This is a genomic window from Haloplanus sp. CK5-1 (assembly GCF_037201915.1).
Taxonomy (GTDB): Archaea; Halobacteriota; Halobacteria; order Halobacteriales; family Haloferacaceae; genus Haloplanus; species Haloplanus salilacus.
Window position 1 is genome coordinate 297690 of record NZ_CP147505.1, and the last position, 12938, is coordinate 310627.

General features: G+C 65.8%; 13 protein-coding genes. 8 read left to right on the plus strand and 5 right to left on the minus strand.

From position 1 onward, the window contains the following. Positions 1-12: 12 nt before the first annotated feature. Positions 13-1683, minus strand: a complete 1671-nt coding sequence (locus NBT81_RS01480; RefSeq protein ID WP_338740540.1) for a DNA-directed DNA polymerase II small subunit — start codon at positions 1681-1683, stop codon at positions 13-15. 79 nt (positions 1684-1762) lie between these two features. Between NBT81_RS01480 and NBT81_RS01485 the strand changes: the two genes are divergently transcribed. Further along, the gene (locus NBT81_RS01485) at positions 1763-2731 is read left to right on the plus strand and encodes a S26 family signal peptidase (RefSeq protein ID WP_338740541.1); all 969 of its coding nucleotides are present in this window, start codon (positions 1763-1765) and stop codon (positions 2729-2731) included. Between the two features lie 9 nt (positions 2732-2740). Here the strand turns inward: NBT81_RS01485 and NBT81_RS01490 are convergent, their stop codons facing one another. Beyond that, positions 2741-4273 carry an orc1/cdc6 family replication initiation protein gene (locus NBT81_RS01490; RefSeq protein WP_338740543.1) on the minus strand — a complete coding sequence of 511 codons (1533 nt, stop codon included), beginning with the start codon at positions 4271-4273 and terminating at the stop codon, positions 2741-2743. A 666-nt stretch (positions 4274-4939) separates the two neighbouring features. Here NBT81_RS01490 and NBT81_RS01495 point away from each other — a divergent pair. From NBT81_RS01495 to NBT81_RS01510, 5 genes are all read left to right on the plus strand, one after another. Further along, positions 4940-5581: a GTP-binding protein gene (locus NBT81_RS01495; protein ID WP_338740545.1), complete on the plus strand. Its 642-nt coding sequence runs from the start codon at positions 4940-4942 to the stop codon at positions 5579-5581. Between the two features lie 5 nt (positions 5582-5586). Further along, entirely contained in the window at positions 5587-5976 is a 390-nt protein-coding gene (locus NBT81_RS01500) for a DUF2073 domain-containing protein (protein WP_338742467.1), read from the plus strand. Between the two features lie 4 nt (positions 5977-5980). Continuing rightward, a complete protein-coding gene (locus NBT81_RS01505; RefSeq protein WP_338740546.1) occupies positions 5981-6601 on the plus strand; it encodes an OapC/ArvC family zinc-ribbon domain-containing protein in 621 nt (206 codons plus the stop codon). Positions 6602-7187: 586 nt separating this feature from the next. Then, complete coding sequence (locus NBT81_RS17270; RefSeq protein WP_425498709.1) at positions 7188-7277, plus strand: hypothetical protein; 90 nt, start codon at positions 7188-7190, stop codon at positions 7275-7277. Then, entirely contained in the window at positions 7277-8065 is a 789-nt protein-coding gene (locus NBT81_RS01510; protein ID WP_338740547.1) for a DUF7089 family protein, read from the plus strand. The genes NBT81_RS17270 and NBT81_RS01510 overlap by 1 nt, the downstream gene beginning before the upstream one ends. Positions 8066-8091: 26 nt before the next feature. Here the strand turns inward: NBT81_RS01510 and NBT81_RS01515 are convergent, their stop codons facing one another. Both NBT81_RS01515 and NBT81_RS01520 read right to left on the minus strand, forming a co-directional pair. After that, a complete protein-coding gene (locus NBT81_RS01515; protein WP_338740548.1) occupies positions 8092-8679 on the minus strand; it encodes a DUF7090 family protein in 588 nt (195 codons plus the stop codon). A gap of 201 nt (positions 8680-8880) precedes the next feature. Next, complete coding sequence (locus NBT81_RS01520; RefSeq protein ID WP_338740550.1) at positions 8881-9153, minus strand: hypothetical protein; 273 nt, start codon at positions 9151-9153, stop codon at positions 8881-8883. Positions 9154-9319: 166 nt separating this feature from the next. On the opposite strand from NBT81_RS01520, the gene NBT81_RS01525 reads away from it, so the two are divergent. Beyond that, a complete protein-coding gene (locus NBT81_RS01525; protein ID WP_338740551.1) occupies positions 9320-11053 on the plus strand; it encodes an excinuclease ABC subunit C in 1734 nt (577 codons plus the stop codon). Between the two features lie 112 nt (positions 11054-11165). On the opposite strand, the gene mdh is transcribed toward NBT81_RS01525, so the two are convergent. Beyond that, a complete protein-coding gene (gene mdh, locus NBT81_RS01530) occupies positions 11166-12080 on the minus strand; it encodes a malate dehydrogenase (protein WP_338740553.1) in 915 nt (304 codons plus the stop codon). Between the two features lie 163 nt (positions 12081-12243). On the opposite strand from mdh, the gene NBT81_RS01535 reads away from it, so the two are divergent. Next, entirely contained in the window at positions 12244-12933 is a 690-nt protein-coding gene (locus NBT81_RS01535; RefSeq protein ID WP_338740555.1) for an Sjogren's syndrome/scleroderma autoantigen 1 family protein, read from the plus strand. The last annotated feature ends 5 nt before the right edge of the window (positions 12934-12938 follow it).

Below are 12938 nucleotides of genomic sequence, written 5' to 3' on the forward strand. Positions count from 1 at the left end.
GGACCGGGAGTCTCACGCGAACTTGCGGACGGTCAGGTCCAGCGTGTCGAGGTCGACGATGGGAGCGAAGCCGGCGTCGGGGTCGATGTTGACGCTCTTCTGGAAGGCGGTCTGGGCCTGCCAGCATCCGCTGTTGACCGCGAGGACGTCGTGGTACTTGCCGTACCCGAGTTTGTGGACGTGGCCGGTGTGGAAGACGTCGGGCACCTCGTCGACGACGAGGTAATCCTCCTCCTCGGGGGCCAGACGGTTCCGACCGCCGTACGTCGGGGCGACGTGGCGCTTTTTCAACAACTGGTACATCGCCCGGTGGGGTTCGTCGTAACTCGCCTTCTCCTCGGGCAGTTCGGCGATCACCTCGTCGAGCGAGACGCCGTGGTACATCAACACCGAGACGCCCTCGACGGTCACGGTGGAGGGGTTGCCGACGACCCGGGCGTCGTGGGCCGACATCATGTCCCGGAGTTCCTGGTCGAAGGCCGGTTGGGGTTCGGCCAGCCTGACCGCGTCGTGGTTGCCCGGAATCATCACGATTTCCAGGTCCCCGGGGACGGCCTTGAGGTGCTCCGAGAAGCGCTCGTACTGGTCGTAGATGTCGACGATGTCGAGTTCCTCGTCCTGGTCGGGGTAGACGCCGACGCCCTCCACCATGTCGCCCGCGAGGAGGAGGTACTCGACGGCCTCGGCCTCCTCGGTGTGGAGCCAGTCGGCGAACCGATTCCAGGCGTCGGCCATGAACTCCTGACTGCCGACGTGGACGTCCGAGACGAGCGCCGCCTGGACGTGCCGGTCGGCGGTGTTGGGCCGGTGGGTCCGGGGGACGTCGGGGAAGTGGAGGGTGTCGACGAAGACGAGGCCCGCGTCGTCCGAGAGCGTTCCCTCGACGGCGAGACACTCGTCGAGAAGTATCTCGTCGACCACGCCGGCGAGGTCGCGACCTTTCGTGATCATACAGGAGACGGTTCCGGTCGTGTCTTCGAGTTCGACGATCCAGTGGCCGTTCGCCGAGGACCGGACGTCGTCCACCAGCCCGATCATCGCCACGTCGTTCCCGCCGGTCATGTCCTCGATGGCCGACGCAGGGCGGTGGTTTACGCGGCCGCGAAGCTTCGCCGAGAGCGTCTCGTAGCGGTCGCGAAAGACCGAGACGAAGTCGGCGTACTCCCCGGTTCCGGTGCTTCGCCCGGTGATGTCGCCAGTGACCGTTACCGGCGGCGGCGAGCCGGGGTCCTCGGACGGGTCTGGGGTCGGCTCGGTCGTCGTCCTCGTCGCAGTCTCACACCCCTCCGTTTCGACTGGAGAAGTCGCATCCGAGTCTGTATGTGTCGGGTCGTGTCCTGCAGTTGAAACGGAGGAGTTGGGTTCGTCGGTGGTGGTCGACGGATCGTCCGTGGTGGCGATCGCCGAACCGTCCGTGGTGGAAGCAGCCGGGTCAGTCGGAGTGGTAGTCGCCGGCTCATCCGGCGAGCCGGCGTCGGTATCGGCGTCGGTGGTAGCATCGAGCGTCGAGCGGACGTGCGCGGCGGTGAGGCGGAGGGCGTCGTCGTCGGCCGTCTCGACGGCGGCGTCGAGGGCGGCAGCAGGATCGGATGCGTTCGCGAGGAGGGTCACTGCCTCACGCTCGGCGTTGTAACCGCGGCGGGCGAGTTCTCTGGCGACCCGAACTGGCGTCTCCAGTGGCACAGGAGAGCCACGACTGGCGCGGGCAAAAGGATGCCGGAAGTCCAGAAACTTCAACTCCGCCGGCGGTGAACGGGAACCGATGAGCGAGGACGACGGCCCCCGGTCCCCCGGCGGGTCCGACCCAGTCGACGCCGATCGGTTCGACGACGACTCCCCTCCAGTCGACGACGATCAGTCGCCCGACGGATCCGAGCCAGTCGACGAGGGTCGACCCGCGGACGACCCACGCCGGATCGACGCCGACCGATCCGACGACGACCGGAGGGGACGCGACGGGCCGCTGCGTCGGGTGCTGGCGGCCGAGAGTGGGGCGCTCCTAGTCCTCCGGGAGACGGCGGTGAGCGTCGGAGCCGTCGTCGCCGTCGGCCTCCTGTTGTTCGCGATCAGCGGCGTGTGGCCGCCGATGGTGGCCGTCGAGAGCGGGAGCATGGAACCACACATGCAGAAGGGTGATCTGGTGTTCATGACAGAGCCCGGGCGGTTCGCCGGGGACGCGGCCCACGAGGGGACGGGGGTAGTGACCCGCGAAACCGCACGGCAGGGCGACCACTGGAAGTTCGGCGCACCCGGATCGGTGATCGTCTACGACGATCCGGGGAGCGCCGGGCCGCCCGTGATCCACCGCGCACAGTTCTGGGTCGAGGAGGGCGAGAACTGGTACGACCGGGCGAATCCGGACTACGTCGCGGCGAGCGACTGCGAGGAGATGCGCAACTGTCCGGCCCCGAACGACGGGTTCGTGACGAAAGGGGACGCCAACGGACGGTACGACCAGGTGAACGGTATCAGCGAACCGGTCGAGCCCGGGTGGATCGTCGGTATCGCGCGCGTCAGGATCCCCTATCTCGGCTGGGTCCGGCTGAGTGTCTCGAGTCTCGCCCTCGATTCGCCGAGTGTGGCGTCGACGACGCTCGAGGGGGAGACGGGAACGGGACTCGGTGACGCCGGATCGGGACCGGTCGGGGAGCGCGAGTCGTGGAACGCGTCGATCGGTAGTGGACGGATGGGAGTGATCCCGAGGATCACGACGACGCCACCGACCGCGTAGCACGGCCGGTCAGTTGTCGAACCGGGCCTGCACGAACGGCTGGGCGTTCTCGATGTCGCCGAGTCGGGAGTCCGAGAGGAGGACCGCTTCGGTCTCGTCGACGGGGACCGAGAGGCTGATCTCCTTGGTGCGACCGTACCGCCCCTTGCTCACGACGACGGCGTTGACGATGCCGAGCATGTCGAGTTCGGAGATGAGGTCGGTGACCCGGCGCTGGGTCAACACATCGGCGTCTATCTCCTCACAGAGGCGCTTGTAGATGTTGAACACCTCGCCGGTGTTGATGTTGTGAACGCCGTTCTTCTCGAGGAGGATGATCGCGAAGAGAACGATCTTCGACTGCGTCGGGAGGGTGCGGACCACCTCGACGACGCGGTCGAGTTCGATCTTGTCTTGGGCCTGCCGGACGTGGTTCTCCTCGACAGTGTCGGCCTGTCCGCGTTCGGCGAGTTCACCCGCGGTCCGGAGGAGGTCGAGGGCGCGGCGGGCGTCACCGTGTTCTTGGGCCGCGAAAGCGGCACAGAGCGGGATGACGTCCTCGGTGAGTGCGCCGCCCTCGAACGCCACGTCCGCCCGGTGTTGGAGGATGTCGCGGAGTTGGTTGGCGTCGTAGGGCGGGAAGACGATCTCTTCCTCGCCCAGACTCGACTTGACACGGGGGTCGAGGAAGTCGGTGAACTTCAGGTCGTTCGAGATACCCATGATGGAGATACGGGAGTTCTCGAGTTCGGAGTTCATCCGGGAGAGGTTGTACAGCGTGTCGTCACCGGACTTCTCGACGAGTTTGTCGATCTCGTCGAGCATGATGACGACGACGCGTTCGTGATAGTCGACGGCCTCGAAGAAGGAACTGTAGACCCGATCGGTCGGCCACCCGGTCATCGGGACGGAGTCCATCCCCTCGCGGTCCGCTTCGAGGGATTCGATCCGGTCGTCGATAGCCGCCGTGGAGTCGAACGGGGAGTCGGCGGGGGTGGCGTCGCCGTCCGCGATGGCCGCCCGGCGGTCGGCTAGGTCGTCGATCCGGTCCTCGATGACCGTGCGGTTTTTCTCGATGAACTTGTTGGCGAGTTGGGCCAGCACCCGGTACTGGGTGTCGGTCACCTCACAGTTGATGTACTCCACCTCACAGGGGACGTCGTACTTCTCGGAGGTAGACTCCAGTTCCTTGCTGACGAACTTCGCACTGGCAGTTTTGCCCGTCCCCGTCTTCCCGTAGATGAGGATGTTGGAGGGGGTGTCGCCCCGGAGCGCCGAGACCAAGATGGTCGCCATCCGGTTGATCTGTTCGTTTCGGTGGGGGAGTTCGTGTGGCGTATAGGAGGGCCGAAGCACCTCCTTGTTCTCGAAGATTGGCTCCCCGGAGAGTAAGTCGTCGAACAGGCCCTGGTTGTCCTCGGCATCGTCGTCGTCGAGGACGTCGTCGATGTCGACGTCGTGAGAGATATCGGACGTCCGGTCCCGGGCGGGGGCGTCGCGGAGGTCGTCCTCTTCGGGGTCGGAGGCGGACCGGTCGTCAGGGGGTGAGTCGTCGGAGTCCATCTAGTTATACCCCATCGTTTCGGGTGGAAGACGCGCCGATATCGGGGTGACTCGACTGGAATCGACCCGGCGTCCGTCCGAGCGCGTCCAAATGATCCAGACGAAACAGACGAACAGACGGTAGAAAAAGTTTCCCCCTTGAGGCGCTGACCTGGTGTCTGGAAGCCAAAAACGTCACGAGAGGGGGTGTATCGGCCTGAGAAGCGATTTTCTCGATCGATCGACGAGACGGAGTTCCCGAACTCGGAACGTGTTGGGCGATCCACACCCACCCCCCCACCCCTTCGTTTCGGGTGGAACGGATTGAAGGGGTGGGGAGGGGGAGGGAACTCTAGCAAGGACAATCTATAAGTAGTATTCAAAGAAACAGTATCCGTACTCCATTCTAATATATTATTTCGTAGGGTGAAGTATGCGTACACTACGACGTTTCTAGGTGGATCGAGTCGGTACGCTCGATGGATCGTGGAGTTGTGGCCGTTCCACCTGAAACGAAGGGGTGGGGGGCGTCCGGCTGTCCCGGGCTACGGCCGTCGGGACGGAGCTGACATTCGGTACCTACTGACAGGCCAATTATAGTTGTCTGACGCACACTTAAGTGAACGGCGTGACCTTCATCCCGCATACGCCCTCTCGCGGTCGAAACGGGAGGTGCGGGAGGACAGGATGGGACTGCTCACAGGACTCAGAGACAGCATCACACGCGTGACGGATCGACTGTTCTCGGCCAGCGATCCCAAGCGGATCGGGATCTACGGACCGCCCAACGCCGGGAAGACAACGCTCGCGAACCGAATCGCACGCGACTGGACGGGGGACGCCGTCGGCCCGGAGAGCCACGTCCCCCACGAGACCCGCCGCGCCCGCCGGAAGGAGAACGTTGAGATAGAGCGCAACGGGAGTACCGTCACCATCGACATCGTCGACACGCCCGGCGTGACGACGAAGGTCGACTACAAGGAGTTCCTCGAACACGACATCGACGAGGAGGACGCAGTCCGGCGGTCCCGGGAGGCCACCGAGGGCGTCGCCGAGGCGATGCACTGGCTTCGCGAGGACGTCGACGGCGTGATCTACGTCCTCGACAGCACCGAGGATCCGTTCACCCAAGTCAATACGATGCTCATCGGGATCATCGAGAGCCAGGATCTCCCGGTGCTCATCTTCGCGAACAAGACCGATCTGGACGACTCGAACGTCAAGCGGATCGGGGACGCCTTCCCACAACACGAGACGGTGCCGCTGTCGGCGCTCGAAGGCGACAACATGGACGAAGTGTACGACAAGATCGCGGAGTACTTCGGGTGATGGAGATGCCGGAAGCCACTCCCACCGACGGCGACGACGGCGTGCAGATCGATCTCATCAGCGGGGCGCGGATGGAGGATCTCACGGGCATGGAGAAGATCCGACTCATCCTCGACGGCGTCCGCGAGGGTAACATCGTCATCCTCGAAGAGGGCCTTTCCCCCGACGAGGAGTCGAAACTCATCGAAGTGACGATGACCGAGATCAGCCCCGACGAGTTCAACGGGATCGAGATCGAGACCTACCCCCGATCGGAGACGGCGGATCGAAGCTTCCTCGACCGATTGATGGGTCGAGAATCCACGAAGAAACTCACCGTTATCGGGCCAGCCAACCAGATCCAGACGCTCCACAAGGACGAGAACCTCATCAGCGCGCTCGTCTCCCGGAAGTAGACCGATGCCCCACCAGTGCACGAACTGCGAACGCGTCTTCGCCGACGGCTCCAAGGAGATGCTCTCGGGGTGTCCCGACTGCGGCGGGAACAAGTTCCAGTTCAAACCGGATTCCGCGGCCGACCCGCCGACGCTGGACGACGGACCGTCCGTGACTCCGTCCGACACCGGATCGACCGATTCGTCCCCCGCCTCGTCGCCGTCGCCCCCATCGTCCGGTCCCGCTACCTCGGAATCCGTGGGTTCGGAGTCGGTGCCCGACACGGACGGTGAGTTCATCGAGGCCGAATCCGATCCGTCCGCCCTCGACCGAACGGAGGACACGGCTCAGGCGGACGCTCGACGGGACGTCGTCAGCCGGGACGAACTCGACGACGTGGCCGAATCACCCCCAAAATCCGGCGACGCCGCTCGAACCATCTCCCCCGACGACGCCGAGTCTCCGGGGATCGACGACCTCCGGGAGGAACTGAACGACCAGTTCGAGAGCATCAAGATCCTCGAACCGGGGCAGTACGAACTCAACTTGATGGAACTGTACGACCGCCAGGAGTGCATCATCTCGCTCCAGGAGGACGGTCACTACGTCATCGAAGTCGCCGACGCGTGGCGCGACGATGCGTGACCGTCCGCTCCTCCGCCGACTCGCCACCCGTCCGCTCCTCCGCTGATCCGTCGACCCGCTTTCCCCGCTGATCTCGCTTTCCGCGACACCCGTGGTTCCTCGCTCGTCGTTTCCTTCGACCACCGTCTCATCCTCCGATCCCGTCTCTTCTCGTCACGCTTTTGTACTCCCTTCCACGATCACCGGCGTCACTTCCGCTCGGGTCCCCGAACGTTCGTTTGCCTCCGTCGACGTCCTCCAAGCCGCCCATCCCCGTGCCGATCACCATCGTCTGTACCCCTTCATTTCTCTTCCAATTCTTCAACGTACTTGATACAGAAGCGACGAAAGACGGATATTCGTTCGAATTGAAATTATGGATATGTCGCTCGCTCCGACTCCCGCAAGCGAGTGGTGTGACGGGGGACGCGGACGCGCCGGGAGTGCCGTGAGCAGGGCGGGACCGACGGTCCCGCTGGCAGCCGGCGCGAAGCGCCGGCGACGGACGCAGTGAGCGAACGGCACGTCGGCAACGGGACGAACGAAGCGCGTCGAATGGACTCGCCGGGAGTGAAACCCTTATGAAACGGCGCGCCGAGGGTCGACCATGAGCCAGGCGACGAAAATCGTACTCGGAACGGTCGGCGTGTCGGCGATTCTCGCGGCCGCCCTCGTCTTGGGGATCCTTCTGGGGTGATGTTCGACCGACGGTCGCTCTCCGAGGATCTGAACGCCGTCCGTGACCGTCACGTCCCGGGTGTCATCGTCCTCGATACGGACGCCGACTTCGAGACGCTCCCCCCGGCGACCGCCGAGGACCTCGGCCTCCTGGTCGACGCACTCGATCCGACCACCTATCCCGACGAGTGGGTCCCCGACGACGCACCGACTCCGCTCCACCGGTACGCGGGGTCCGACTTCACCGTCGGGCTCCCGGGCGACGGGACGGTCATGTGGACCCGGCAGACCGATCCCCCGACGGTTCTGGTCAAGGCACGGGCGGAGGGGACGCCCGACGACTTCCTCGAGTTCCTGATCGCCGAGGCCCTCGTCGAACTCGGCCTCGACGTCCCGGAGTCGTTTCTCGGCTTCTTCGGCGCTCGATATCCCGACCTCGACGCGGCGGTCCCGCTCGATCCGGCGTCGGTCTACCAGATCGGAGCCGCGCTCTACGTCGGATGGCTCGGCTGTCAGACTCGGCCGATATTCGTCGACTGGGCCGCGGACCGTTCTCGTCTCCACGAGGCGTGGGTCGACGCCGGCGACCGCCTCCGGGACCGAGTCGATAATCTTCCCGGTGCGGTCGCTCGTGGCGAGACCGACTTCGCGGACGCGACCGAACTCGCCTGTGCCGCCATCAAGCACGGTCTCGACCTCCCGGCCCCGTTCGCTGCACTCGATACGACGGCCTACGTGGACCACGGCCCCGAGTACGCCGTCCGTTGGGCGGCGACGACGTTCGACCGACTCGACCGCGAGGACTGAAGACCGTGGGCTGACCCGCCGTCGACTCACTCCTCGTCGAACTCGACAGTCAGGTTCCCGTCAACGTTCAAATCGAGGACGACGTCGAAGAGGTCCCGGAATCGCGCCAACACTGCCTCGTCGTGAACTTCCTTCGAGAGATGGAACAGGCCCACGGCGTCGAACTCCACCAGCAGATCGAGGATCCGATCGGTCGCCTCGAACACCCCTTCGTCGTCGGCGTAGTACGCCATCTCGGTGAGCGAGTCGACGCTCACCCGTCGTTTCCCCTCGTGGCTCTCGAGGAACGTCCGCGTCTTGCTCACGACTCCCTCCAAATCGTCGGGCGAGGCGACGTAGTGTACTCGATCGGACGGTCGCCGGGAGTAGCCCCGTTCCACGGAGAGCGTGTCTAGAATTTCCGCCTTCGACTCGTCGACGTCGTAGTGTTCGAGTTTCTGCTCGACCTCGCGGGCGGTGGTTCGCGTCGAGACGACGAAGAAGTTGTCCGTATCGGTCTTGAGAAAGTCGGTGTCGATTCGGTCGGTCTCGCCGATGCTCGGGTGGAGCAACAGGATGCCCGTCCCGCCGGGGATCGTCTCCGGCGCGTTGTCGATGGCGAGCGTGTAATCCATATCCGTCCCTCCGAGCGGACGGACTTAAGACTGCGGATGGGCGTCACTCGCTCCCACGCGCTCGATCCGACCGTTCGTCGACGTCTCGTTCCATCCTGGGATCGAGTCCCCTCCCGATTCATACGGATTATTGTAAGTCATTACCGGTGAGTCGCCGGACCACCTTGGCGACTCACCGGTAAACAGTTACAACAAACCGTATCAGACGTTCTCGTCGGGGTCGTGCCGGTCGGCCATCCGCGCCGCCTCCGACGCGTATCGCTCCCGTCGGTCGTCGTCCTCGACCGACTCGAGTGTCCCCGGGTCGGCGTCGACGGCGGCTGTGACGCCTCCCATCCGTTCGACTGCGATCGGTGCTCGCTCGATCCGCCGGACCGCCGACCCGTCGAGCGTCGCGTACGCGAGGACGATCAGGCCCTTGTCGTCGTAGTTCCGGTCGACGAGCCACAGTCGCTCCGTTCCGTCGTCGCTCATGTCTCGGGCATCGACGCCAGTGGTGTTATACCCTCGCTCTCGACCATCGTCCCCTCGCTTTATCTCCGTCCCTTCCCTCGCCCTCGCTCCATCGCTCGCTCGCAGGTTCTCGTCCGCCGCCCCGACGCGTCAGCCTCATGACCGTCTGGACGCTATGGGTTCAGTGATGGACGCGACTGCGGTCACAGCGCGCGCCGCCGACCTCCCTCGTGATCCGGGTGTCTATTTCTTCTACGAGGGTGACGGCGTGCGCTACGTCGGTAAGGCGGTCGACCTTCGCGAACGGGTTCGATCCTACGCCGACCCACGGAGCGACCGCATCCGTCGGATGGTCGACCGCGCCGATCGGATCGACGTGGCGGTCACCGACACCGAGACGCAGGCGTTACTGCTGGAGGCGAACCTGATCAAGCGCCACCAGCCCCGATACAACGTCCGTCTGAAGGACGACAAGTCCTACCCGCTGGTCCAACTCACCGACCACCCAGTGCCGCGAATCGAGGTGACCCGCGATCCCGACGAGGGAGCGACCGTGTTCGGCCCCTTCACCCGGAAGGGGCGAGTCGAGACGGCCGTCAAGGCGATCCGAGAGACCTACGGACTCCGTGGCTGTTCGGACCACGAGTACCGTAATCGTGACCGTCCCTGTCTCGACTACGAGATGGGCCTGTGTACCGCCCCCTGTACCGGAGAGATCGGTGAGGCCGCGTACGCCGAGGACGTCGACGCGGCCGTCCATTTCTTCGAGGGAGAGACGGGAGTACTCGCCGACCCGATCCGTCGTGAGATGGAGGCAGCCGCCCAAGAGCGGTCGTTCGAACGCGCCGCCAACCTCCGGGACCGCCTCGACGCGGTCGAGTCGTTCCACGGATCGGGCGGTGACGCAGTAGCGTCGCCGGCCGACGAGCGAACCGTCGACGTGCTCGGCGCGGCCGTCGAGGGTGACCGCGCGACGGTCGCCCGCCTCCACAGCGAGCGCGGCCAACTCGTCGACCGCTCCCGGCACCGCCTCGACGCGCCCGAGGGCGAGGATCGGGTCGGGGCCCTCCTCGCCGCCTTCGTCCCGCAGTACTACACGGATCGTGACCTCCCCGACGCCGTGTTGTGTTCGGAGCAGCCCGCCGACCCCGAAGTCGTCTCGTGGCTGGAGAGTGAGGGCGTCGCCGTCCGCGTGCCCGGTGCGGGCCGCGAGGCGAAACTGGTCGATCTCGCGTTGAAGAACGCACGGCGGCACACCGGCGGTGATGACGAACTCGGGGCGCTGGCGGACGCCTTGGGGCTCGACGCCGTCGAGCGCGTCGAAGGGTTCGACGTGAGTCACTCCGGGGGTACGGCGGTCGTCGGCAGTGACGTCTGCTTCGTCGATGGGAGCGCCGAGAAGGCGGCGTATCGCCGGAAGAAACTCCCGGACCGAAACGACGACTACGCCAACATGCGCGCGCTCGTCCGCTGGCGCGCCGAACGGGCGGTCGAGGGCCGCGACGACCGTCCCGACCCGGACCTCCTGCTGATCGACGGCGGCGAGGGCCAACTCGCGGCGGCCCGCGACGCCCTCGCCGAGACCGGCTTGGACGTCCCCGCGGTGGCACTGGCGAAGGCCGAAGAACTGGTCGTCACACCGGACGGCGTCCACGACTGGGACACCGACGCCCCCCACCTACACGTCCTCCAGCGAGTCCGTGACGAGGCCCACCGCTTCGCTTCCCAGTACCACGAGAGTCTCCGAGACGACGTGTCGACGGCGCTCGACGACGTACCCGGTGTGGGTCCCGAGACGCGAAAGCGCCTCCTCCGACGGTTCGGCAGTGTCGAGAACGTCCGCTCGGCGTCGACCGCCGACCTACAGGACGTCGACGGCGTCGGCGAGAAGACGGCGGGGGCGCTCGACCGACTGTTGTGAGCGTGCAGGTGGCGCGAGGCCTCACCGCGGGACGTGTGCCACGCTCTCGCGAGCGCCCCGCGGCCGGACGTCAGGTCACGGGGTGGCTGGCCGCGGTATCGAATAAAAAACCTCAGTCGATCTTCCCGTACTGCTCCGAGAGTTTCGCCGTGGCTTCGTCCATCAAGTCCGCCTCGTAGTCGTCGAGGTCCCACTCGACGACCTCCTCGACGCCGTCTGCTCCGAGTTTAATCGGGACGCCGACGGCGGTGTCGTCGTGGCCGTACTCGCCGTCGAGGACGACGCTGCCGGGGAGCACCTCGCCCGTATCGCGGAGCACCGCCTCGACCATGTGTCCGACGCCGGTCGCCGGCCCCCACTGGGTCGCGCCCTTGCGCTCGATGACGTCCATCGCGGACTCCTGCAGCGTGTCGAGGATCTCCTCGCGCTCGTCGGCCGAGAAGTCGAGGTCGCGGCCGTCCACCCGGACCTTCGAGAAGACGGGCACCTGCGCGTCGCCGTGTTCGCCGAGGATCGTCGCCTCGACGTTCCGGACGGGAACGTCGAACCGTTCGGCGAGCACGTACCGGAAGCGCGCGGAGTCGAGGCGGCCGCCGAAGCCGATCACCGAGTGGCGGTCTCGGTCGCCGCTCTCGTAGAGGTGGCGGTTCAGCAGGTCGACAGGGTTCGAGGTCGTGATCGAGACGAAGTCGTCGTTGTACTCGGCGAGCGACGAGCCGATGTCCTCCATGATCGGCGCGTTGTCGCCTGCGAGGTCAATCCGGGTCTGTCCCGGTTGCCGCGGGATGCCGGCAGTGATGACGACCACGTCCGACCCGGCCGTTGCCTCGTACCCGCCCTGTCGGACCACCGTGTTCGAGTCGTAGGCGATCCCATGGTTCGTGTCCGCGGCCTGCCCGACCGTCTCGCTTTCCTTGTCCGGGATGTCGACGAAGACGAGTTCGTCCGCGACCTCCCGAAGCGCGATGTTGTACCCCGCTGCGGCTCCGACGGTCCCTGCCGCGCCGATGACGCTCACTTTCGTCATATCGCGTACAGATGACGCGGGACTCCGATTAAACGCTTCGGATAGCCGGACGTTCACCGTGCCCACACCACGGTGGCCTCGTTCTCGACGTTCGCGGCCCCAGTTGGTTTCGTCGGCGTGCCGTCCCGTGGGGTTTTTCGACTTCGGTCGCCTTCCTCGATCCATGAGTGGATTCGACAAGGAGGCCGAACGCGAGCGTCTCCGGGAGAAGTACGAACGGGACCAGGAGAAGCGCGCCGCCACCCAGCGGATGAGTGAACTCCTGTTGAAGGGTGCGACGATGACGAACAGCCACTGTGATACCTGTGGCGACCCAATCTTCCGCCACGACGGACGGGCGTTCTGTCCGACGTGTCGGGGCGAGGGCGACGCCGCTGGAGATGCGGGGACGGGAGCCACCGAGCCGGACGACACGGCCGAGGCCGACGCGCAGGCCGATACCGATTCGTCCCCGGGCCAGTCCGCCGAGTCGACCGACGGACCCACTCCGGACGAGTCGGCCACACCTGTCGAGTCCAGTACTCCCGACGCCCGCGCCACCGACGCCGACGTCGCCACCAGCGGATCCCGCAGGGCACCGTCGAGTACCGATACAGAGCGGTCACCCACACCAGCAACCGGTACCCGTGGCCGTGGTTACGACTCCGACGGTGCGACCGCAGACGTGCCGGCGCAGCGATCGTCCGATCCGGACGCAGATCCCGTCGGGACGGCCCGTGCGTCGCTCTCCCGGACCCTCGTCCGATACGCGCGGGCGGCCGAGGACGCGGACGACCCCCGTCGTGCCGCGGAACTACTCGGGGCCGCCCACGAGGCGGCCGAGACGCTCGCTGCGCTCGATCCCGTTCGCTGACGGCA

What these genes read in the sequence shown, in the direction of transcription:
- NBT81_RS17270 (WP_425498709.1), top strand. Translation starts at nt 7,188, where the DNA reads ATGAGCCAGGCGACGAAAATCGTACTCGGAACGGTCGGCGTGTCGGCG.
- NBT81_RS01485 (WP_338740541.1), top strand. Translation starts at nt 1,763, where the DNA reads ATGAGCGAGGACGACGGCCCCCGGTCCCCCGGCGGGTCCGACCCAGTC.
- NBT81_RS01515 (WP_338740548.1), bottom strand. Translation starts at nt 8,679, where the DNA reads ATGGATTACACGCTCGCCATCGACAACGCGCCGGAGACGATCCCCGGC.
- mdh (WP_338740553.1), bottom strand. Translation starts at nt 12,080, where the DNA reads ATGACGAAAGTGAGCGTCATCGGCGCGGCAGGGACCGTCGGAGCCGCA.
- NBT81_RS01535 (WP_338740555.1), top strand. Translation starts at nt 12,244, where the DNA reads ATGAGTGGATTCGACAAGGAGGCCGAACGCGAGCGTCTCCGGGAGAAG.
- NBT81_RS01510 (WP_338740547.1), top strand. Translation starts at nt 7,277, where the DNA reads ATGTTCGACCGACGGTCGCTCTCCGAGGATCTGAACGCCGTCCGTGAC.
- NBT81_RS01520 (WP_338740550.1), bottom strand. Translation starts at nt 9,153, where the DNA reads ATGAGCGACGACGGAACGGAGCGACTGTGGCTCGTCGACCGGAACTAC.
- NBT81_RS01490 (WP_338740543.1), bottom strand. Translation starts at nt 4,273, where the DNA reads ATGGACTCCGACGACTCACCCCCTGACGACCGGTCCGCCTCCGACCCC.
- NBT81_RS01505 (WP_338740546.1), top strand. Translation starts at nt 5,981, where the DNA reads ATGCCCCACCAGTGCACGAACTGCGAACGCGTCTTCGCCGACGGCTCC.
- NBT81_RS01525 (WP_338740551.1), top strand. Translation starts at nt 9,320, where the DNA reads ATGGACGCGACTGCGGTCACAGCGCGCGCCGCCGACCTCCCTCGTGAT.
- NBT81_RS01495 (WP_338740545.1), top strand. Translation starts at nt 4,940, where the DNA reads ATGGGACTGCTCACAGGACTCAGAGACAGCATCACACGCGTGACGGAT.
- NBT81_RS01500 (WP_338742467.1), top strand. Translation starts at nt 5,587, where the DNA reads ATGCCGGAAGCCACTCCCACCGACGGCGACGACGGCGTGCAGATCGAT.